Annotated in this window: 25 protein-coding genes; all 25 read right to left on the reverse strand. The window is 34.3% G+C overall.

Translation table 11 applies throughout. The annotated features are described in order from the left end of the window. Positions 1–22 precede the first annotated feature (22 nt). The gene (gene lolB2, locus AC1RRN_RS19200; protein WP_492968846.1) at positions 23–658 is read right to left on the reverse strand and encodes a flexirubin biosynthesis protein LolB2; all 636 of its coding nucleotides are present in this window, start codon (positions 656–658) and stop codon (positions 23–25) included. Further along, positions 624–1259 carry a flexirubin biosynthesis/transport protein LolA2 gene (lolA2, locus tag AC1RRN_RS19205; protein WP_492968847.1) on the reverse strand — a complete coding sequence of 212 codons (636 nt, stop codon included), beginning with the start codon at positions 1257–1259 and terminating at the stop codon, positions 624–626. The genes lolB2 and lolA2 overlap by 35 nt, the downstream gene beginning before the upstream one ends. Beyond that, positions 1249–1929: a polysaccharide deacetylase family protein gene (locus AC1RRN_RS19210; protein WP_492968848.1), complete on the reverse strand. Its 681-nt coding sequence runs from the start codon at positions 1927–1929 to the stop codon at positions 1249–1251. The genes lolA2 and AC1RRN_RS19210 overlap by 11 nt, the downstream gene beginning before the upstream one ends. 92 nt (positions 1930–2021) lie before the next feature. After that, positions 2022–3083 (reverse strand): beta-ketoacyl synthase N-terminal-like domain-containing protein, encoded by a 1062-nt coding sequence (locus AC1RRN_RS19215; RefSeq protein ID WP_492968849.1) that lies wholly within the window; start codon positions 3081–3083, stop codon positions 2022–2024. Further along, positions 3080–4282: a beta-ketoacyl-[acyl-carrier-protein] synthase family protein gene (locus tag AC1RRN_RS19220; protein ID WP_492968850.1), complete on the reverse strand. Its 1203-nt coding sequence runs from the start codon at positions 4280–4282 to the stop codon at positions 3080–3082. Before AC1RRN_RS19220 ends, AC1RRN_RS19215 begins: the two co-directional genes overlap by 4 nt. A gap of 167 nt (positions 4283–4449) precedes the next feature. Next, a complete protein-coding gene (locus tag AC1RRN_RS19225) occupies positions 4450–4707 on the reverse strand; it encodes a phosphopantetheine-binding protein (RefSeq protein WP_492968851.1) in 258 nt (85 codons plus the stop codon). A gap of 2 nt (positions 4708–4709) precedes the next feature. Continuing rightward, the gene (locus AC1RRN_RS19230) at positions 4710–5327 is read right to left on the reverse strand and encodes a 3-oxoacyl-ACP synthase (RefSeq protein ID WP_492968852.1); all 618 of its coding nucleotides are present in this window, start codon (positions 5325–5327) and stop codon (positions 4710–4712) included. Positions 5328–5343: 16 nt separating this feature from the next. Continuing rightward, positions 5344–5955 (reverse strand): hypothetical protein, encoded by a 612-nt coding sequence (locus AC1RRN_RS19235; RefSeq protein ID WP_492968853.1) that lies wholly within the window; start codon positions 5953–5955, stop codon positions 5344–5346. A gap of 1 nt (position 5956) precedes the next feature. Continuing rightward, positions 5957–7096, reverse strand: a complete 1140-nt coding sequence (locus AC1RRN_RS19240) for a beta-ketoacyl-[acyl-carrier-protein] synthase family protein (protein WP_492968854.1) — start codon at positions 7094–7096, stop codon at positions 5957–5959. A gap of 166 nt (positions 7097–7262) precedes the next feature. Further along, a complete protein-coding gene (locus AC1RRN_RS19245) occupies positions 7263–7712 on the reverse strand; it encodes an acyl-CoA thioesterase (RefSeq protein WP_492968855.1) in 450 nt (149 codons plus the stop codon). Then, a complete protein-coding gene (locus tag AC1RRN_RS19250) occupies positions 7687–8970 on the reverse strand; it encodes an ABC transporter permease (RefSeq protein WP_492968856.1) in 1284 nt (427 codons plus the stop codon). Before AC1RRN_RS19250 ends, AC1RRN_RS19245 begins: the two co-directional genes overlap by 26 nt. Then, a complete protein-coding gene (locus AC1RRN_RS19255) occupies positions 8960–9658 on the reverse strand; it encodes an ABC transporter ATP-binding protein (RefSeq protein WP_492968857.1) in 699 nt (232 codons plus the stop codon). Before AC1RRN_RS19255 ends, AC1RRN_RS19250 begins: the two co-directional genes overlap by 11 nt. A gap of 61 nt (positions 9659–9719) precedes the next feature. Further along, complete coding sequence (gene darH / locus AC1RRN_RS19260) at positions 9720–10718, reverse strand: BtrH-related acyltransferase DarH (RefSeq protein ID WP_492968858.1); 999 nt, start codon at positions 10716–10718, stop codon at positions 9720–9722. Beyond that, complete coding sequence (gene DarG, locus AC1RRN_RS19265; RefSeq protein WP_492968859.1) at positions 10718–11122, reverse strand: flexirubin biosynthesis protein DarG; 405 nt, start codon at positions 11120–11122, stop codon at positions 10718–10720. Before DarG ends, darH begins: the two co-directional genes overlap by 1 nt. Positions 11123–11147: 25 nt before the next feature. Further along, on the reverse strand, positions 11148–11612 hold the full coding sequence (locus AC1RRN_RS19270; RefSeq protein WP_492968860.1) for a hotdog family protein: 465 nt from the start codon (positions 11610–11612) through the stop codon (positions 11148–11150). An 8-nt stretch (positions 11613–11620) separates the two neighbouring features. Next, positions 11621–12052 carry a hotdog family protein gene (locus tag AC1RRN_RS19275; protein ID WP_492968861.1) on the reverse strand — a complete coding sequence of 144 codons (432 nt, stop codon included), beginning with the start codon at positions 12050–12052 and terminating at the stop codon, positions 11621–11623. Further along, positions 12052–13185, reverse strand: coding sequence for a dialkylresorcinol biosynthesis protein DarB (gene darB, locus AC1RRN_RS19280; RefSeq protein ID WP_492968862.1), 1134 nt, complete (start codon positions 13183–13185; stop codon positions 12052–12054). The genes AC1RRN_RS19275 and darB overlap by 1 nt, the downstream gene beginning before the upstream one ends. Before the next feature lie 16 nt (positions 13186–13201). Next, positions 13202–14104, reverse strand: a complete 903-nt coding sequence (locus tag AC1RRN_RS19285; protein WP_492968863.1) for an NADPH-dependent FMN reductase family protein — start codon at positions 14102–14104, stop codon at positions 13202–13204. A gap of 43 nt (positions 14105–14147) precedes the next feature. Continuing rightward, positions 14148–15788: a phytoene desaturase family protein gene (locus AC1RRN_RS19290; RefSeq protein ID WP_492968864.1), complete on the reverse strand. Its 1641-nt coding sequence runs from the start codon at positions 15786–15788 to the stop codon at positions 14148–14150. 53 nt (positions 15789–15841) lie between these two features. Further along, positions 15842–16726, reverse strand: a complete 885-nt coding sequence (locus AC1RRN_RS19295; RefSeq protein WP_492968865.1) for a lysophospholipid acyltransferase family protein — start codon at positions 16724–16726, stop codon at positions 15842–15844. Then, complete coding sequence (locus AC1RRN_RS19300; RefSeq protein WP_492968866.1) at positions 16726–16980, reverse strand: acyl carrier protein; 255 nt, start codon at positions 16978–16980, stop codon at positions 16726–16728. Before AC1RRN_RS19300 ends, AC1RRN_RS19295 begins: the two co-directional genes overlap by 1 nt. Further along, on the reverse strand, positions 16973–18208 hold the full coding sequence (locus AC1RRN_RS19305; RefSeq protein ID WP_492968867.1) for a beta-ketoacyl-[acyl-carrier-protein] synthase family protein: 1236 nt from the start codon (positions 18206–18208) through the stop codon (positions 16973–16975). Before AC1RRN_RS19305 ends, AC1RRN_RS19300 begins: the two co-directional genes overlap by 8 nt. Before the next feature lie 19 nt (positions 18209–18227). Beyond that, the gene (flxB, locus tag AC1RRN_RS19310) at positions 18228–18959 is read right to left on the reverse strand and encodes a flexirubin biosynthesis SDR family reductase FlxB (RefSeq protein ID WP_492968868.1); all 732 of its coding nucleotides are present in this window, start codon (positions 18957–18959) and stop codon (positions 18228–18230) included. A 27-nt stretch (positions 18960–18986) separates the two neighbouring features. Further along, positions 18987–20201 carry a WG repeat-containing protein gene (locus tag AC1RRN_RS19315; RefSeq protein WP_492968869.1) on the reverse strand — a complete coding sequence of 405 codons (1215 nt, stop codon included), beginning with the start codon at positions 20199–20201 and terminating at the stop codon, positions 18987–18989. 37 nt (positions 20202–20238) lie between these two features. Then, positions 20239–21759: a flexirubin biosynthesis tyrosine ammonia-lyase FlxA gene (flxA, locus tag AC1RRN_RS19320; RefSeq protein ID WP_492968870.1), complete on the reverse strand. Its 1521-nt coding sequence runs from the start codon at positions 21757–21759 to the stop codon at positions 20239–20241. Positions 21760–21772 lie beyond the last annotated feature (13 nt).

Genomic DNA, 21772 nt, shown 5'->3' on the forward strand with positions numbered 1-21772 from the left:
TTAGTTTAGGTTAATGTGAATTTTACTCTGATTTAAAATAATTTAGCTCAATTCTCAATTTGATATTCTGATGTAAAATGACAACTTTTTTAGCAAAAATATCGTTTTCTAAAGTAAAAGTAATTGTTATTTTTTCTTTTGTTTTAGAAGAATGAACTACTTTTTCTAATTTTTGATCTTTTTTCGAGAAGAAAAGATAGTTATCACGATTCCCGTCTGCCGATTTATAAATGTTATCCGATTCGTTTTCAAATTGCTCCTGAATCAAATAATCTTTTTTAAGAAGCAGTCTAAAATCATCTCTCAATGTATTGACCAGGATTTTTTTATCTAATTCTGATACAATCGAATTGACTTTAAAACTTGTTTCAGAAATCTCAAAATCTAACAATTTGTTACCAAATTCAGTTGTAAAAACTACTCGATGCGTTGTGTCATTTATTTTCTTGGCAATAAAAATGCCAGACAATTCATGACCATAAACCGTAATGTTGGTTTTGTAAACATAATCGGTTTTTGCTTCAGAAAAATAAGGAACTTCTACAGCCGTTTTTTCTAATTTTTTAGGCGTATAATTTTTTGTGACCGAGCCACAGGAAACTAAAACAATTGCCAGAAAACAATTAATTAGTAAAAACTGAATCGTCGATTTTTGCATTGATCACTTTATTTTTAAGTACAATTCTGGTATAATCTTCAGATGATTCTAATAATTTTACCTGAACTACTGTTGCTTCTTCTTTGTCGAAAGTCAGTTCGATTTGTTTGATGTATTTTTTCAGCGTCGCATCTTTCGGAACAAATTTCGCCAGATTTTGACCTTTTAATTTAAAATAGGAAATCGTAAATTCTTTATCGTCAAACATATTTCCGCTTACACTTCCAACAATTAATTTATTAATGCGGCCAAAGATTTTACTGTTGCCAATATCAACCGCGCTTTTCTTTCCTTCGTCGTTAATCAGGATTTTTCCATTTTTAAAAACAATGCTGTAATTGTATGGTTTTTTATATTGCCATGATAATAATGCAGGTTCTTTAAAAAACATTTTTCCTGATGTTTCAATATCCTTGGATAGAAAGTCCATATGTTTGTATTGAATAAAATCAGTACTCAAGGTTTTGATTTTTTTAGAAACCACATTTACGTCTTGTTTGAAAGTTGCAATTTCGGCATCCGTCATTTTTTGCTCTTGTGCGAAAAGTGACGAAGCACAAAATGTTAGAGTAAAAAGAAATATATATAGTCTAGTTTTCATAAGCTTTAAGATTCAAAAGTTCTTCCAAAGAAATCACTTTATAATTGTTTTGCTGTAAAAATTGCAAAAACTGTTCCAATACTAAAACAGAGTGCGGAGCAGTGTCGTGCAAAAGTACAATTCCGCCGGGAGAAATGCGTTTTATTATGCGATTGAAAATTAAATTTTGGTCTTTTATTCCTCCGTCAAGCGAACGAATATTCCAGCCAATTGTTTTATGTCCGGTAATTTTTAATGCTCTTCTAATCGAAGGTGTTGTAACTCCGTAAGGCGGACGAAAGAAGTTTATTTTTTTTGAAGTGAATTTTTCAAGAAGCTGATCCGTTTTTTGAATTTCTTCGGTTATTTTTTTTGCATTATAAAAATCAAAAAATTTGGAATGCGAGTAAGAATGATTTCCAACCAAATGACCTTCTGAAATAATTTGTTTTATGATTTCTGGATGCGTTTCAATATTTTTTCCGATGCAGAAGAAAGTCGCTTTGGCATTGTATTTTTTCAGAAGTTCTAAAACTTCCAAAGTAAATTCACTCGGTCCATCATCAAAAGTTAAGGCAATTTTTTTTTCTGTTTCTGATGGATTATTGCAGAAAGCTTTTACATGATAATTGGAAGAAATTTGGGCAGAACCAAACGCATTTATTCCGAGCCAGATTAAAATAATTGCCATAAAAAACCAAGTATTTATTGCTATATAAAAATTCAAAAGAAATAATGAGAGCAATAAAAAAATAAAAAAAACAGATATGTTTTTATGCGTTATCATTTTGAAAGTAACGTAAAACTATGATTTTTTCCATTTACCTGATTGTACAATAAAATGGTATTGTAAACTGGTTTTGTAACCGAATTCACTTTTACGATTTCCGGAATTTCCTGTGTTTTTATAATTTTTGATGCCATCCACAAAGCAAATGCTGAAGCCGTATCGTATTCTCCGCTTAAATGTTTGTAATACAATTGAGGCGTTTCTGCGAAAGCATTTTTACTTAAATTTTTATAATAAGAATCGAAATTCAAGTTACCATCAAAACCCAAAATCAGAGCATCAATATCTGAAATCTGTAAATTATTTGATTTTAGAAAAGAAATTAAAGCAGTTTCAATTTCGTTTTCTTCTAAAGTATTTACGATTTCAATATCAAGAATTTCAGCGTAAGTAGAATCTTTTCTTTCATTTTCTAAAACAAAAAAACTCGCACCTTCGCCATAAACAACTCCTGCTGAATTGGTATTTAAAATATTGGATGGAAGGTCATTTTCTTTTTTGATTCTTCCGGCCAATTTAAAAAGCGACATAGTATAATCGCCAGTTTCATCAACACCGCCAACTAAAATCGAATTGGCTTCCTCTTCTTCAATTTGCATTTTAGCATCCAAAAGCGCCGATTCAAAAGAAACCGCTCCGTTTACATACGTAAAATTATACCCTTTACATTGTAAAGAAAGAGCAATTTGAGCCCCAACCGTATTATGCGTCGATTGTATAAAAGAAGTTGGAGTTAAAAACTCTTCATTATTGTCCAGAATGTTTTTCAGGAATTTTTCAGAATCTTCAATGCATCCTAAACCAGTTCCGGTAATGATGGCGTCTACATTTTCGACATTAGCATCTTTCATGGCCAAGGCCGAAGCTACGATTCCGTTTTTTACTCCTTTTGCCATTCTACGAATCGCTGCAGGAGAAATATAATCTTTGTAAACCGGAGGAACAATAGAAAGAACAGTTTCGTTTGTGTTAATGACAGCTTCTTCTAAAAAAACAGTATCAAATGTTTTTTGAGTCGAAATACAGCCTACTCCATTTATATATGTTTTTTTCATTTATTAGCAGAAAATATAAGGGTTGAACAATTTCCTCCAAAACCGAAAGAGTTAGATAAAACGTGTTCGATATTCTTCATTTTTAAAGAAGTCTGAGGTTTCAATTGAAATTCTTCCATCGGAATTTCGAAATTCAAATTTGGATAAACTACACTGTTTTGAATAGCCAAAACACTGTAAACGGCTTCAATCGCCGCCGCTGCCGCTAAAGTATGACCTGTAAAAGGTTTTGTAGAACTAAAATCAGGCACTTTTCCGTCTTCGTAGATTCGCAGTAAAGCTCTTCCTTCAGATAAATCGTTGTTTGGAGTTGCGGTTCCGTGAACGTTGATGTAATCAATTTCACAAGGATTTAAACCTGAAACTTCAAAAGCTTTTTTCATCGCCAAATAAGCACCGTCTCCATTTTCTGAAGAAGCAGTTTGATGAAAAGCATCATTTGCATTTCCGTAACCGGAAACTCTGGCCAAGACTTTTTTGTCATATTTCTCAACCATTTCATCTGATTCTAAAACTAAAAAAGCAGCCGCTTCGCCTAAGTTTAATCCTTTTCTGTTATTGTCAAAAGGTTTGTTATAATCGTCTGATAAAATCATCAAAGTCTTAAATCCGTTGATAGTGAATTTTGCCAAAGCATCTGTTCCGCCAACAATAACACGATCTAATTTCCCGGTTTTAATCAAACGAGCGCCCAACATAATTGAGTTTGCTGCAGAAGAACAGGCTGTACTAATTGTCGTAACCATTCCTTTTAAACCCAATTCCTGCGCAATTTTTTCAGCCACATCTCCGCCGTCGTGACAGGAAATGTATTTTACAAGTTCCGGCTTTTCGAAATAATCGTAATAATATTTTTCGGTCATGTCCATTCCGCCAACGCTTGTCGCCGAAATAAGTCCGGTTCTGAATTCGTTGATAGATGTAATTCCAGCATTTTCAACCGCTTGTTTAGCCGCCAAAGTTCCGATCATCGCTGTTCTCGAAAAGTTGTTGTTTTCTAAAAGCTGTAATTCGGCAACCAATTCTTCATTGGTTTTTTTGATTTCGCCAACTTTAATCACATCGGCATGAACCGTCGGAATATTTTGGATTCGGGAAATGCCAATTTTATTTTCGATTAACGAAATATAATTTTCTTCGACTGAATTTCCAATCGAAGAGATAATTCCCATTCCCGTTATTGCAACGCCCTTTGTCATTTTAGATTTTAGATTTATGATCAAATTAAACTTTGCGCTTTTGCGTCTTTGCGAGCAAATTTCTCGCAGTTAAGAAAAAAGCTTATGATTTAATCTCGCAAAGTCGCAGAGTCGCCAAGTTTTATAAGCATTACTTTAAGTTAGCAACTCTTTGCCAAAGTTTGTAACTACTTTGTTCTATTCGCGTTGATGTAAGTTGCCATAGTTTCGATTGACTGGAAAATTGATTTTCCTTCTTTCGGGTCAACCAGTTTAATTCCGTAATCTTTATCAAGAATCACGATTAATTCAAGTGCATCAATCGAGTCTAAACCTAAACCGTCTCCAAACAAAGGATCGTTATCAGCAATGTCTTCGATTGCGATATCTTCTAAGTTTAAAGTTGTGATGATTTTATTTTTTAATTCTTCTTTTAATGCTTCCATGATTATTTATTATATAATGTATTGATATTTTCTTGTGTAAATTTCTCGTTTTCTTCTTTGCTTATTATGCACAGAAAAGCTTTATAATTGTCGTTAAAATATTCGACCCAACCGCAAAGAACTGAATCTGCTTTATTAGTAATTAATAGAATATCTGAATAATTAGACAGAAATTCGGCGTTGAAAACATCAAATATAAAGAAAGAATTCTCGCTTTTCAACTGATGACGAATACTTATTTCGCCCAAACAAATATTTGGCAGCGTATAAACAAAAACCGCGGGACTCGGATAATAGTTTTCTTTGTCTGAAATAGATTCCTGATATTTTACATCCGTATCTAAACTCGATGAATTATTGGCTAAAACCAAAGCAATATTATTTTCTTGTTCCGAAGAAATTATCGGACTCAAAAGCAACTCCGATCCTAAAAAAGCCAATTTGCTCAAAGCATCCATTTTGAAAAACTTTGGATATTGTATTTCAAAATTGCGATATGCTTGTTTGGAAAAATCAGCAAAATCGGTTGGTTCGATTTTGAATACAGAAGTTCCGTTCAAAACAATTTCGTTGTTTTGAATGGTGATGTAGGATTGTATGTAGGTTTTGTTTTGAGTCATTTATTATAAAATTCTATTACGAAATCCAAGTATCAACAATTTTGGTAATATGCCATTTTCCAGATTTGTTTTCAATTGTAATTTCAAATCCTTGTCCACATCTTCCTCCACCACATGAAGCACTTGCTTCTAAAGTTCCTGATGTTTTTGTTTTATTGAAATGAATTTTATGAACGGTAATAGTTCCAACAGGCATTTTGCTTTTTTTGTCGTTTAAGTCCCAATATATTTCTTCGGGATATTTTGAGGCATATTGAAAGTCAAATTTTTTATTGTTTTTAAATGGAGTTAAATCAAATTTGCTGTCATTAATTCCATTGCTTACTACAAAATCATGAACTCCAATTAAAATTCTATGTTTATCATTTTTAATACTGTCTTGTTCAATTTCGTATTTTTTTAATTCATCATGATATCCAAGAGTATCTTTTTTATTCGTTTTGAAATCAATTCTTGGCATTGGTGGCGGATACATAATTCTTCGATCCATATAAATAGAATCTACAATTTCTAGAAAAACACTATTTAAAACATCTTTTCCAAAATCAGATTCAGATACTTCTTTCTTTTTGCATCCAAAAAAAGAAAGAAGAATTAGAATTGTAAATATGGATTTTGATAGTTTCATATTATCTCACTTTTTCAAAAACAACTGCCGTATTACAACCTCCAAACCCAGAAGCAGTCTTCAAGAAATACTCGATAGTTGCCGTGTCATTTTTCTCAATAATATTAATCTTTTCGCTTACGCCGATTTCATCAAAACCTTTCGATTCAAAAAGCATATTTCGATTGGCTGATTCTATCGCGATTACCGTTTCTAATAATCCCGAAGCACCTAATGTATGACCATAAAATCCTTTCAAACTATTTATGGGAACATTTTGTAAACCTAAACGATTTAAAGCAATGGCTTCCATTTCGTCGTTGAAAGGAGTTGCGGTTCCGTGAGCTGAAATATAATCGATTTGATCTGAATTGATTTGCGCTTCTTTCAATGCATTTTGAATACTTCTAAACAAACCTTCGCCTGTTCTTGAAGGTCCGGAAATATGATTGGCATCGTTTATAGAACTATCTCCAATTACTTTTATTTTCGCGTTTTTGGCTTCCGCCGAAACTAAAACTGCTGCGGTTGCTTCGCCCAAACTTACTCCGGTTCTGTTTTTAGAATAGGGTTTACAAGGCAATTCGCTCATCGCCTGAAAAGCATTAAAACCAGATAAAACAAATTCTGAAACTTCGTCGCCGGCTACAACAAAAATGTTATCATAAAGCTCCGACTGAATCATCCTTTTAGCAACAGAAACGGCTAAAATTCCGGAAACACAAGCATTTGAAACTACAATTGGCTGGGTTGTAAAGCCGAAAAAATCGGAAACATTTTTAGCTAAAACATCTAAATGTGCATTATTAAAACTTTCTTCAGAATTCTCTTTTAAAGCCGTAACATTTCCTTTTGTTGTCGAAAGTATAAAAGCGGTTTTCGAATTGAATTCAACTCCAGAATTTTTGATAATCGGCTCTAAAGCCAAAATCATCATTTTCTCTAAACGGGAATATTTTGTTTGAGCGCTGATTTTTTCAAAAGCACTGTTTATTTTTTCATCAGTAATGATGGAAGCATAAAATGAATTTGGCATTAAAGAAATATCATTATGAAGCTGAATTCCTGAATCGCCACGCAAAATCGCTTCAATGTTCGCTTCAACATCAAAACCTAAAGGCGTGATACAATTCGTTTCGTTGATGTATATTTCTTTTGACATTTTTTGATTCTCGTTTTCTCCTGCAAGGTTTTCAAAACCTTGTAGGTATGTTTTTTAACGCTTTATCTGAAAAAAAGTTTCACGCAGATTTTGCAGATTTAAGCGGATTTACACAGATTATTTATTTTATACCTACAAGGTTTTGGAAACCTTGCAGGAACGAAACTTACTTCAACAACCCTACTTTCCTTTTCCATTCTTCATAAAAAGGAGGATTTGTCAGCATTAAATTTCCTTCTTTATCTAAAAAGACCTGAACGGTTTCGCCCGTGCAGGCAATTTCGCCTTTTTCGTCTATGATTTTAAAACGATAAATCATTTTTGCGGCTGGTGTATCGACAACGGTTGTTTCAATCGTTACGACATCGCCATAACGCAGAGATAATTTATGCTCGCATTTTGATTTTACGATTGGAGTCGTGTAACCCGTTTTTGCAATATCTAAATACGTAAGTCCGTGTTGGCGTCCAAAGGCTTCTCTTCCATCTTCAAAATAGGTAATATAATTGCCGTGCCAAACGATTCCAAGCGGATCAGTTTCGTTAAAGCGAATTCTGATTTCGTACGAAACGGTTAAGTCTGAGGCTTCGTTATACTGTTCTTTTCTTTTTGTCATAAAATAAGGCAATGGAAGTTGTGATTATAAAGAACAAAAATAGCAAACTTATTTTTGGGATGATTTCGACGAAAGAAACGTTGCGCAATAAAACATCATAAAAGGCTTCTAATCCCCAATTCATCGGGGATGACTTAGCAATGATTTGCATGATTTTTGGCATCGCAAAGACTGGAACCCAAATTCCACCAATTGCGGCTAAAATAATTACACTTGTTGCGCCAAACGGAGCCGATTGTTCCTGTGTACTCGCAATTGTGCCCAATAAAATTCCGAAACCAATGGCGCCAAAACCTGAAAATAAAGCGACAACACTCATCAAAAACAAATGCCCTTCTACATTTAAGGATGGCAAACCAATATGCGGAAAAAGGAAAATCGCCACGGCAACCATCATATAAAACTGAATCATACAGATCAGCAAATACGTAATAGTTTTTCCGATGATGATAATTAAATTCGAAGTTGGATTAGTCAATAAACGCACGAATGTTCCTTGCGATTTTTCTTTTACAATATTGATGGACAACGGAATCACAATGAAAAATATCGCAAAAAGTGTCCAGGCTGGAACGTTATGCTGAACTGAATTTGGCAATACTTCTTTGTTGTTTATTCTTGGAATAATCTCTTTGAAAGTGATGAAACTCTTTTGTTCGAATTGTGTATTTTCTTCTCCCAACTGATTTTGAAAAGTCGTATAAATGGATTTCGTTTCAATTTGAGAAATCATTTTATCAATGGCATTCATGACAGAGTTTTTAAAACTCATTTGAACGGCCGGATCAAAATATAACTTCACTTCTTTTTGCTGTAATACTTTTGCTTTTTCCGGTTTTGCAACAGAATCTGTAAATCCCATTTTGCTCACAATGTTCAGTACATTCTGATCCACTTTGGCTTGCAAATCAACACTTAAATCTTTCGGGATTACAATCGCCAATTTAAATTTTCCTTTGTAAACATTTTCTCTGGCAATTTCTTCCGTAATAGGCTGATTGTCAATTTGTGTTATAACATCGAATGCATTATTCTTTTGCAGATTATCAAAAACCGTTTTTGAAACTGAGCCTTTGTCGTTATCAACCAATAAAATCTGAATTTTATTGTCGCTTACGGTTTTAAAGGTACTATCCTGAATGATAGTAACGGTGATTACCAATATCAAAGGCATGATGAACAAAATGATCAAACCGCCTAAATCACGTTTCAACAGTAAAAATTCTTTTACAATCGACATCCAAATTTTATATAGCATCTCTAAAGTCTTTACCGGTTAATGAAATAAAAACTTCTTCGAGGTTTCTGGCTTCTTCAACAGACGCAATCAAAGTTGATGGCGTGCCTTGCGCGTAAATTCGGCCTCGGTCTAAAATGGCAATTGTGTCGCAGAAATCTTCGGCTTCAGCCAAATGATGCGAGGTATAAATAATCGTAGTTCCGTTTTGATTCAATATTTTTAAATAATCTAAAATGGCATTTTTAGATTGAACATCAACACCAACGGTTGGTTCATCCAAAAACAAAACTTTAGGATTGTGCAGAATTCCGGCAATCAAATTGACTCTTCGTTTCATTCCGCCTGAAAAGGTTTCAATGCGTTTATCAGCGAATTTTAAAAGTCCTAAAAGATCTAGAGTTTCGATTACTTTATCTTTTAAGTCTGAACCTTTCAAACCGTACATACTTCCAAAATAATGCAGATTTTCACGCGCTGTCAAAGTCGGATACAATGCATATTCCTGAGGAACAACGCCAATAATTTTTTTGATTTTGGAGGAATGATGCGAATAATCCAGATCATTAATAGTGAAATGTCCAGAAGTTGGTTTGATCAATCCGCAAAGCATCGAAATTAAAGTGGTTTTTCCGGCACCATTCGGACCTAATAATCCAAAAATCTGGCCTTCGTTTATCTCCAGCGAAACGTCGTTCAAAGAAAACATTTCTGCGTCTTTGTACTTTTTCGAAAGGGATTCTATTTTTATAATGGGATTCAAAATATAGTTAGCTGATTGCTTTTTTTAGTTTTTTGAAAAAGATTTCTTCGCGATTCGCAATGTCCAAAAGTTCATCCGCAATGGCATTATAAGCGTCTTCTTTGGCGCTTCTGTTTTTGTAAATTCGGGAAGCTTCTACAGCAAAATCCCTCCAGGAATCGCCAATTTGTGTCATTTCTTTCGAAAGACTTTTTAATTCCTCATTGCCTAAAATAACCGAAGCTTCTTGTAAAAATGCCGCATAAATAAAACGGAAACCTCCGCCTCCGGTTCCAATTTCTTCCTGCATGCGTACCATTTGTGCGAGGTAATGATTGGCTTTTCTCACGCCATGTTTTGCAGGCCATTTTCTGATTCGGCGGGAAACAAATCTAATGCCGCGCACGCCTACAATTGGCATTGGCGCCAGCATAGTGCGACACGTATCTTTGATTCCTTTAATGATCGCGCTTTTGAAATCAACTTCATTCGGAATCTGAATTGGATAATACATTTGTCCTTTTGGTGCAAAAGCTCCTTTGGCAAAACGTACTTTGTCTAATTCATCGTGCGTTAAAGTTGTAACGGTTTCCATAACAGGATCGCTGATCAAATAATCGGTTTCGGTTTTTCCGTAAACGACTAAATTATGTGCGTTGAAATGAAAGCGGTATTCATCCGGGAAATAACTCAAATTGTAAACACCAACTTGCAATCCGGTTGGAATATTATTTTTTAAATTTTCGTCTAAAGCCTGGGTGGCATTTGAAACAGAAGAAAATTTTTGTCTTTTTATTTTAAGATTTAAACGGCTTGCGACTTTATTAAAAATTTGTCCAGGCAAAGTTCTATAGCTAATCGCCGGTGCATGATTTACTTTTATAAAAGGCAAATACACAAATAAAAGTCCGGAACCAATTCCGAAAACCATCGGTTCGCTGATGTTCAGTCCGCTGTTTTTTAAGAGGTTTGAAGCTACTCCGTTTTCACAATGAGCAGATTGATGGTGTGTAAAAGTAACTTGCATTAATCTGTTTTAAAGTTTTTTAATTCGGCTATTGAAATCTCAAAAGCGTCGGCATATTTTTGTAAAATTTTGTCACTCAATTTAGCGAAAACGGTTGGTTTAAAATGTCTTTTTACACGCCATTTCCACATATCAACATAACCGGCAAGAATCGTAAGATCCATTTTGTTGAGTTCCATATAATAGCAAATCGGGCTCAATTCTCCGATCTGAACTTTCATTTTTGCTTCTTCGGCACGTTCTTTTATATCGTCGATTGCGTTCGAAAGTGCAATGGCTTTTGGTTCCCAGCCTGTACTTAAAGCGGTTGTATAATTGCCGTTTTCATCGGTAGCATAAACCAATTCTTTGAGGTTCTTTTTGCTTAAATTTCCATCGTGCTGAGGTACATTTTCTTTTTCCATGACGGGTTTTTATTTTCGATTAGAATTAGGTTGTCGCCGAAATCGTCTTTTGAATAAACAAATTAATTTCGCATTCTAAAAGTAGTTGGTCTTCAAGTAAGCTTTGACAACTCATAGTGCATAAAGTATAATCGTCGCCAACAAATTTGGAAACCAAAGTCGCTTTGGTTGTGATGCTATCGCCAACTTGTGGAAGCGAATGTATTTTTACATTTTTTAAGGCGCTGATAAAACCTATAACGCTAACATTCTCATTTTCTGTGCCATCTTCATCAAAAAAATACTTTTTACCGACAATTGACGAACAAGTCTGGGCTGTATTTTCGATTAAACCGGCTTCTGTAAAAATGTTTTTATCGACAAAAATATTGTCTTCTTTGATCAAAAATATGGTTTCTACAAAGTTGGCATCGATATCTAAAATCAAATCGACCATCAGCATTGGCGCGCGATGCGGTAAATAATTTTGTATGTCAATTCCAGCTTTCATACGTCATATTATTTTGCCAAAACGGTTTTCATTTGCCCGCTTGCAATTTCCTCATTATTCAAAAAAGTCACAATGTCAACCAAAGTGATTCCGCCAAATTCCTGTAAAATCGTAATGCTTGACTGAATCGTATCGTTAATTTGTGGCAGCTTTTTAATTTCGATGTCTTTAATAGAACCGATATATCCTGTTGGTGCAATTTCGTTTTTCAAAAAAAACTGATAACCGGTATGCAAAGCCACAGACTGTGCCATATGTTCGATTAAACCTGCTTCGAGAAAAGTATTTTCTTCTAAAAAAATATTGTCATTCTGAATTTTCAAACCCGCAACTAATGAAGTTTCAGAATAAGAAAACATACGATCTACCATTACAAAAGGAAATTTCTGTGGTAATAAATTCCCAACAGCTTCTTTTTCTAAAAGTATTGTAGTTTCCATTAGCAAACGGTTAAATAAGCATATGCAAATGAGAATCTTCCGCTTTCCGGAACAGACAATAAAATGCGATCTCCTTTTTTTAATTTCCCGGAATTCATTAATTCTTCAACAGCAATATAAATTGATGCCGATCCCACATTTCCAACTCTTAAAAGGTTCATAAACCATTTTTCATCGGTAATTACAATTCCTTTTTCGTTTAAGCCATTTTTCAATCCTTCAACAAAAAAGTGCGACGAAACGTGTGGTAAAAAATAATCAACTTCTTCGCCAGTAACATTATGTTTCGCCATAGCATCGCTCATACTTTCGACACCTTTTGGCAAGATGAATTCATCTAATAATTTTACGTCTTGTTTTACAGCAAATACAGATTCGTTTAGCCATTCATCTGGTTTGAAATCGCTCCATGGTTTGATTTCTCCGTTTTCTAATTTATCTCCGCCGGCATACATACAAGCTTCGAGTTCGAATGCATATGAATACGATTCCATCCATTCGATTTTTAAAGAAATGTCTCCGCTTGGTTTATTTTGTAATAAAAAAGCACCGGCTCCGTCAGATAACATCCAACGTAAAAAATCTTTTTTGAAAGCAATAATAGGCTGTGCTTCCAAATTTTTTAAGTTGATGATTTCGTGATTGTATTTTGGAGACGAAAGCCAGGTTGAAACTTTTTCAGATCCCGTGCAAATGGCATTTTTAGAATTTCCAGATCGAATTGACAGAAAACCATATTTCAATGCATTCATTCCGGAACAGCAAATTCCCATGGATGAATTCAATTCAACCGATTTATTTTTCAATAAACCATGAACCATTGCGGCATGTGAAGGTGCCAAAACATCTGGCGATGAGGTTCCGCAGGAAAGTACTTCGAGATCCTGATCTGAGAATTTTTCATCAAATAATTGTACAACAGCATTGCGAGTCAATTCGGCATTGCTGTGTGTACTTTTGCCTTCTTTGTCTACAGCGTAATATCGGCTTGTAATTTTATTATTACGCAAAATAATACGTCTTGCTTTTGAGGCGGTATCATTTATAAGTCCCAAATAGTTTTCCATTTCATCATTTGAAACAGCTTCATTTGGTAAATATTTTGCGGCTTTGGTAATATATACGTCAAACATAATTTAATTTCCTCTTCTAAACTCCCTGATAATATTGAGTTTCCTTTTTTATTTTTTTGAACTTAAATGGATAGGTAATAAGATGCAATATATAGACTATTGGCGAGATTAGCCATATAGCCAAGAATAAATAAACATAAAATATTTTAAGCAGCGTTTTTCTGTTTTTTTGATTTTTATGAATGATATTAGACCATTTATTAAATATTTTATTCGCTGTTTTATCTACTGTAACTAAATAAGAACTGATTTTTACAGCCCCAATTTCGGCTAATTTTGGCTGTAAATCTTCTAATTTGTTTTGATTGAACTGAGAAAGTATAACTTCTCCAAATTTATCCGATTCCTGAATATCCTTGTCTGAAACTCCAGGCAGTGGAAAAAACCCTAAATATTTTTCTTTAACTCCAGAAAACATCCAGTGTACAATTGTAATCACGCTGATTAAATTTCCAACTCGATCAACCAAAGCTACATTTCCAACCAATTTTGCATTGGCGTCACGCAATAAAACTTTGATTTTTTCCTGCGCCATAATCCACATATTTCGGGAACCGTTTATAGTAATAACCGGAGTATTGTTCAGAAGGATTTTAGCTTCAGCACTTTTTAGAAATGAGTTTATCGGAATAGATGGCGATAAAAACCAAACCTGATAATGTAAAAGAACAAGATCGTATTTTGTATTCAGAATTTCTTCAGAAACAGGTTTTAACGCTGTCGGAATTTGTAAAAAAGATTCCGGAAAAGCTTCAAAAAAAGAATCTTTATTCCATGGAAACGGAAATGGTTTTTCTAATTGTATTTCGTGAAAAGTTACTTTTATTTCATCTGAATTTAAAAAGGGTTTTGCAATATTTCGCGCAATCGATTCTAGTTGCCCAGATTGAGAATAAAAAATAACGAGAACATTTTTCATTTGATTTAAAGGCTTTGGTTGAAACAAAAATAAGTAAATTTATTTAAACGAATTTTCTTGTTTTATCTGCTCTTTTTGTATGTATCCATTCCGGCCATGTTGAAGAATCTTCGGCATCATAAATTCGGACTTTTTGGTTTTCGTCTTCAATTAATAAGTCATCAGATGTGCAACCTAAAATTGCCGCAGCAGCTGCAACACCAGAATATGTCGCGCCTGCAACGCCATGAGATAATGTACAGGCTCCACACAGAAAGAGGTTTTGAATTTCTGTTTTATTTTTATAAGAAAAAGGACCAACCTGATTTAATGTTTTCTCTGTTCCGTAAACATTTCCTTTAGTCGAATTAATATAGAATTCATTGGTTTTTGGTGTTCCTAATTCTGCCTGAATTATATGCTGTTTGGCATTCGGAATTATCTTTTCGACATTGTTCATCAGTTTATTGATGATCTTTTCTTTGAAAATTTTATACGCTTCATTGTGATAATCTTCTAAACCATTATAATCTTTTAAATGATCATAATTGACATACGTTACAATTTCGAAATTATGATAACGACCATTAAAACTTGCCGGATCTTTAAGCGTTGTACAACTAATAAAAATAGACGGAAACGAATCTCCAGAGTCAATAGTGTCACTCATTAAATGCTCAAAATTAGCATCGTCATTTTCATCTTTCATCATCCAGATATTACCGGAATCAATATTATATAAAGTAACATCAATGTCGAGCGTCAGGAATAAAATTAAAGAAGTTACCGAATATTTAGTTTTGTCGAGTTTTTTGAGAAGCGATTTACTTAGATGTTCCTTGTCGATTAAATTTAAATATGTAATAGAAGGATCTGCATTTGAAACGATATTTTTTGCGAATATTTTTTCGCCGTTTTCAAGCTGAATGCCAATTGCTTTTTTATTTTCGACAATGATTTTGCTTACATTTTGTTTTACACGTATTTCGCCGCCATGTCTTTTTATGCCGTTCGTCATTGCTTTTACAATACCGCCGCCGCCGCCCATTGGATAAAAACCTCCATCAAAATAATGGTTCATAACCGAACAATGAACTGGAAAACAGGCTCTGGCCGGAGCAAGCCCATGATCGCCACATTGAATGTTTAACACTGCTTTAAGCATTGGATCTTTAACATGCCAGCCAATTACTTTTTTTAACGGAAAGAGCGCAAATTTTCCAAAGTGTTTGGTTCGAAAAGGCACTGTAATGTTTTGCCAGAAACCTTTTAGCTTAGGAATTAACTGCAATTCATAACTCACTTTTTGAACCAGTGAAAGATATTCGTGAATGTTTTTTTCTTCGTGAGGAAAATGAGATGAAAGTATTTTTTTGAGATTGTCTATTCCAGCAGGCAAATCAAAACGCTCCTTTCCAATTAAGCAATGCTCGTAGGCATTTTTATTCATTCGAAAAAAAACCATATCGTTGGCTATTCCTAAGCCGCGATACAATTCATTGGTAGATTGTCCTTCTTCTAAAAGCCCAACATAATGTACACCGGGACTAAAACGTTGTTTGTTTAAAGTAAAACTATGACTCCATCCGCCGGGAACATAATGTTGTTCGAGAACCAAAACTTTTTGACCTTCTCTTGCAAGACAAATTGCTGTTGCTAAACCGCCAACTCCTGAACCAATGATAATCGTGTCAAACTCCTGCATACCTTACTTTAAGAATTGTAAAGTATAAAAGAACGATTTTTAATTGTAAGATCTTATTTTATTTTTAATTGATTCCAAAAATCAAAATAGTTGAACCATTGCAACGGATATTTTTGTAAAATGCTTTCAACGCTTTTTACATATTCTTGCAATAATCCTTTTTCATCGCGATGTTTTACGGTTGCTTCTCTCGCGTATAGATGATAATGAAGATTGGGTTCTTTCATTACATACACAAAAACAACAGGCACTTTTAATCTTGAAGCAATTAAAAAAGGTCCTGCCGGAAAGTTGGCTTCTTTACCCAAAATTTCTGTTGAAAGTGATTTGGTTCCTTCAAAATAACGATCTCCGGTAAAACAAACTAATTCATTGTTTGCCAATGCCGCATTGATCTCAAAAATATGAGATAAATCGTCTTTGATGATGATAAATTTTACAGCAGATTTTTGTGTAACGCTTTCCAGATAATTTTTAATGGCCGAATGTTCTAAATCGGTTGTAACCAAATTGATTTGAAATTCAAGATCAATATCGCCAAAAAAGTGTTCGGCAATTTCAAAATTTCCAACATGCGCGCTAATTAAAACACCACCTTTTTTCTCTGCTAAAAGCTGTTTCAGAATTTCTATTCCATCAAATTCATAGGTGAATTTGTTTCGCATTCCTGCCGAAATCGAAATTTTATCAATAATAGTCTGTCCAAAAGTGTAATAACTTTTGAAAACCATTTTTTTTGACTGGAAATTGGAATAGTTGAGTCGTTCTTTAAAATAATAAAAAATAGCGCGATTGCTCTTTTTTAGAAACAAAAAGTAATAAGAAGCAACCAAATAAAGCAGGACATAAGCAGACTTGACACCCGCTTTTTGTATTAAAAAAACGAATATTCTATAGCCTAAAACTGTTCCTTTGGATTTGCCATCCCATTGACTCATTAAACAGCTTTAGCTTTTAGTTTGGTTTCAATTAAGTCGTAGAAGTTCTGAAAAGTAGCGATTCCAACGAAATCAGCTTCAACTAGTTTTACACCAAAGTTAGCTTCAATAGAAACTACTAAATCAACATAATCTAAGCTGTCTAACCCAAGTGTATCTTTTAAATTAGCATCTGGTTCAATTTCATCATTATCTACTTCAAACTCATCAACCAAAAAACCATTAATTCTCGATATAATATCTTCTTTATTCATTGTTCAATTTAAACTTTTTAACCACCAACGCAGAGTTGGTTCCTCCGAACCCGAAGGAATTGGACAAAAATATGTCAAATTTTTTGTTTAAAGTGGTTTTGACCAAATTTAATTTAGCAGCGTCTTCATCCGGGTTGTCTAAATTGATGTTCGGAGCAATGAAATCGTGCTGCATCATTAAAATAGAATAGATAACTTCGCTGGCTCCCGCCATCCAACATTCATGGCCAGTCATTGATTTTGTGGAACTTACGTAAGGATTTTTCTCACCAAAAACTTCAAAGATCGCTTTGGCTTCATTTCCGTCTCCAACTGGAGTTGAAGTGGCATGCGCATTAATATATTCAATGTCTGTTGCTTTCAATTTTGCATCATCAAGCGCTCGTTGCATGGCTATAGACGGGCCTTCAACATTTGGCGTTGAAATGTGACCCCCGTTTGATGAGAATCCGTAACCTACTACTTCTGCAATAATATTGGCACCTCTTGCAACTGCTGATTCGTAACTTTCAAGAATTAAAGTAGCTCCTCCGCCTGATGGAATTAATCCATCGCGGTCTGCATCAAATGGTCTTGAAGCTTTTTCAGGTTCGTTTTCTCTGTTTGAAAAAACGCCCAAACCATCAAAACTGCTCATTGCATATTTGTTGATTTCCTGTGCACCACCTGTAATAATAATATCCTGAAAACCACTTTTTATTAAGAAATAAGCCAGACCTATAGAATGTGAGCCGCTCGCGCAGGCCGCACTTACCGTTAAATTGATACCTCGAAGTTTGAAAATTGTCGAAAGATTCATCGTTACCGTCGAATTCATCGATTTAAAAATTGCGCCGGAACCAATAAGCGCTGTATCTTTTTTCTCACGAACAATATCTGTAGCATCAATAATGGCTTTAGAAACACTGTCATTTCCATACATGATTCCCACTTCGCGTTCGTCAAAAAAGGCATCGTCTATATTAGCATTTTTCAATGCCTCTATTGTAGCCATATAAGCATATTCGGTTTCTTCACCAATGCTCATGCGTTGTCTTCGGGTCAATAAATTTTTTAAATCTGCTTTTGGAACCATTCCGGTCAAAGCCGATTGGAAACCAAATTCTTTTCGATCAGCATCAAACTGAATACCAGATTTTCCATTATATAAAGATTCCTTTACTTCATCTAAAGAAGTTCCGATACAAGAATAAATTCCCATTCCAGTAATTACAACTCTCTTATTCATCGTCTTTCAAAGTAATTTTTTAAGAATAAATTCCTCCGTTTATATTGATAATTTCTCCTGTAATATAACTTGCTTTTTTAGAAATCAAAAAGCTTACCAAATCTGCTACTTCTTCGGCTTCGCCAAAACGATTGACCGGAATTAGCTTTAATAATTCTTTTTCGTCCAGCTGACTTGTCATATCTGTTCTGATAAAACCCGGAGCAACAGCATTTACCGTAATATTACGTTTGGCAACTTCTTGTGCTAATGCTTTTGTAGCCGCAACAATTGCGCCTTTCGCAGCTGAATAATTGGTTTGTCCGGCAGTTCCTTTTACGCCCGAAACCGAAACCATATTTACAATTCTGCCATATTTGTTGCGAAGCATTTTTTGAATGAAAAACTGCGTCACATTAAAAAATCCGTTTAAACTTGTGTTTACAACTCCGTTCCAATCCTCGGGAGTCATCCACATAAAAAGACCGTCTTTTGTAATTCCGGCGTTGTTTACAATCGCTTCAACAATTGCTTCAGGATTGGCTTCCTGCCATTTTGTTAAAGTATTTTGTACGTCTTCAAAATTAGAAACATCAAAACCTAAGATTTCTCCGGTTGCTCCTAATTTTTGTATTTCCTGAAGTGTTGCTTCGGCAGCCGTTTTATTCGAATGATAATTAATCAGAATATGGTAATTGGCTTCGACGGCTAGTTTTTTACAAATAGCACTTCCAATTCCTCTTGAACCGCCTGTTACTAATACACATTTCATTATTGACTTTTTTATTGAAGATAAATGTTATTTTTTCTTTTTAGCTGCAGGTTTGGCTGCTGGCTTTGCTTGTTTTATTTCTTGTTTTGGCTTTTCGGCTGCAATTTCAGTTGCTTCTTTTTTTTCTGTTTGGGAAAATAGTTCAGCGTTTTCAAACCATTGGTTACTTACTACAGTTCCGTCTGGTTTAAGAAAACCCCATTTCCCTTCATTTTTTACTCTTGCAACACCATCAATAAATCCTTTATCCTGTTGTACAAACAGCGCGATAATTCCATTTGCTGTAATTCCGTATTGTGTAGGGATGATTAATTTTCCTGTTTCGTTGATAAATCCCCAGTTTTTTTCTTTTACAGGAGCTAGTCCGTTTGAGCTGAAAACTTCTGCATCACTATAAGTTGGTTCAATTACGAATTCTGCTTTCGGATTAATGTATCCCCATTTAGATCCCACACAAACCGGAGCTAAATTTTTCGAGAAAGCTTTTGCTTTATCATATATAGGAGTAATTACCCAATTTCCTTTTAAGTCAATGTATCCAATTTTTCCGTTCTTTTTGGCAAAAGTTAAATCCTGAGTTTCAAAATCCCAGATTTTTTCTGCTCCGTCAACCGGAATAAATTTCCCATCGCTTACAATTCCGAAAGTTTTATCTTTTCTTGCCCAGCTTGTATTTTTAAAATAATTACCTATTTCATCATAACCAGGTTCAATAAGTTCCTTACCGGAAGTGTTTATTATTCCCCATTTTTTATTGCTTTCAACTCTGGCAAAACCATTTTCAAAAGGTTTAATTTGATCGTATTTTGGTTCCAGAACAACTGTCATTTTTGAATTGATCAATCCAACTTTATTATTTTGTCTGAAAAAAGCAACACCGTTTTTAAAATCAAATAATTTATCAGAAGCAGGTGCTTTTTGAATTTCACCTTTTGTATTGATGTAAACCCAATCTTTCTCTTTTTGAACAACGGCTATTCCGCTGTTAAAATCTTTGGCATCCTTAAAATCTGCTGGAATTACCCAGGTTCCTTTTGTATCTATGAATCCCCATTTCCCATTTTCTTCTGCTGCGGCCAAACCTTCAGAAAAGCTTTTTGCCGATTTGTATTTTGGCTCAATTTTAAAATCTCCGTTTTTAGAAATATATCCAATTTTAGAGTTTTTTTTAACTAAAGCCAGTTCCTGACTATTAACAAATTGAATACAGCATGCAAATAAAAAAAGAAGTGTTTTTTTCATGATTAAAGGTTCAATATTAATAATGTGAAATTAAAATTTAACTGTTTATCAGGTAATCTTTTACTTTTTGTACAAACGGATACATTACCTGATCTTCCTTAAACTCCGGAATTATATTACGAACATCATCGTACCATTTTTTGGTAACCGATGAAATTTTATTTTTCTGATTTAAATAATCAATTGCCTGAACGATTGTGATCATTTCGATTGCCAAAACCTCAAATGCGTTTTCGATTACCTTTGATGTAATTACTGCCGCATTTGTTCCCATACTTACAATATCCTGATTGTCATTGTTGTTCGGGATACTGTGAACGTACATTGGATTTGATAACATTTGGCTTTCGGCAGTTGTTGAGGTTGCAGTAAACTGAACGCCCTGCATTCCGAAATTAAATCCTAATGTTCCTAAATTGACAAATGGAGGAAGAATTTCGTTGATTTTTGAATTCAGTAAATAATTCAATTGACGTTCTGCCAACATTGTTAATTTGGTAATAACGATTTTTAGTTTGTCCATTTCAAGCGAAATATAATCGCCATGAAAATTCCCTCCGTGATAAACGTGTTTGTTTTTTACATCGATAATCGGGTTGTCGTTTGCCGAGTTAAATTCGTCTTCTAAAATCGAAGCAACATTATTGATCGTTTCTAAAACCGGACCTAAAATTTGAGGCACACAACGCAATGAATAATATTCCTGAACTTTTTCTTTGAAGATTTCTTCTGTATTTTCTCCAGAATATAAATGATCTTCTCTCTTGCGAATCAAAGTACTGTCAGAAAGATTTTTTCTCATTCTTTCTGCCACTTCCTGTTGTCCTTTATGACGTTTAGTTTGATTTAATTCTGCCGAAAAATGATCATCATACGCCTGAACCAATTCGTTGATGGCACATGAACATTTTAAAGACCAGTCTAATAATTTGTTGGCATGATGCACATTTACAACACCAATTCCGGTCATAACCGAAGTTCCGTTAATCAATGCTAAACCTTCTCTGATTTCTACCTGAATTGGTTTTAAGCCTTCAATTTCAAAAACTTCAGGAGTTGGTCTTCTTTCTCCTTTATAAAAAACTTCGCCTTCACCAATTAAGACCAAAGCCAGGTGTGATAATTGTACTAAATCGCCGCTCGCGCCAACACCGCCGTGTTCAAAAATAAGAGGTGTAATATCTCTGTTAATTAATTCTGCCATCAGATGGATTACTGAAGGATGAACTCCGGAATTTCCTAATGATAGCGTATTCAAACGAGCTAAGATTGCCGCTTTTGCACAAACCGGACTCAATGGTTTTCCGGTTCCTGAAGAGTGGCTTCTAATTAAATTATATTGCAGCTGAATTTGGTCTGACTCTTTAATTCTATATTGAGCCATTGGTCCAAAACCAGTATTTACACCATATATTATTTTATTTCCTGAAAATTCTTTCAGAAAATTAAAGCTTTCGTTTACCCGATTTAAAACTACATCACTGATTGCAACTTTGTTATTACCAAAAATAATGGATTCGAATTCTCCTAAACTTAAATATTCATTAATTGTGTTCATTAAATCGTTTTTG

Source organism: Flavobacterium sp. GW821-FHT11G01, from assembly GCF_058808175.1.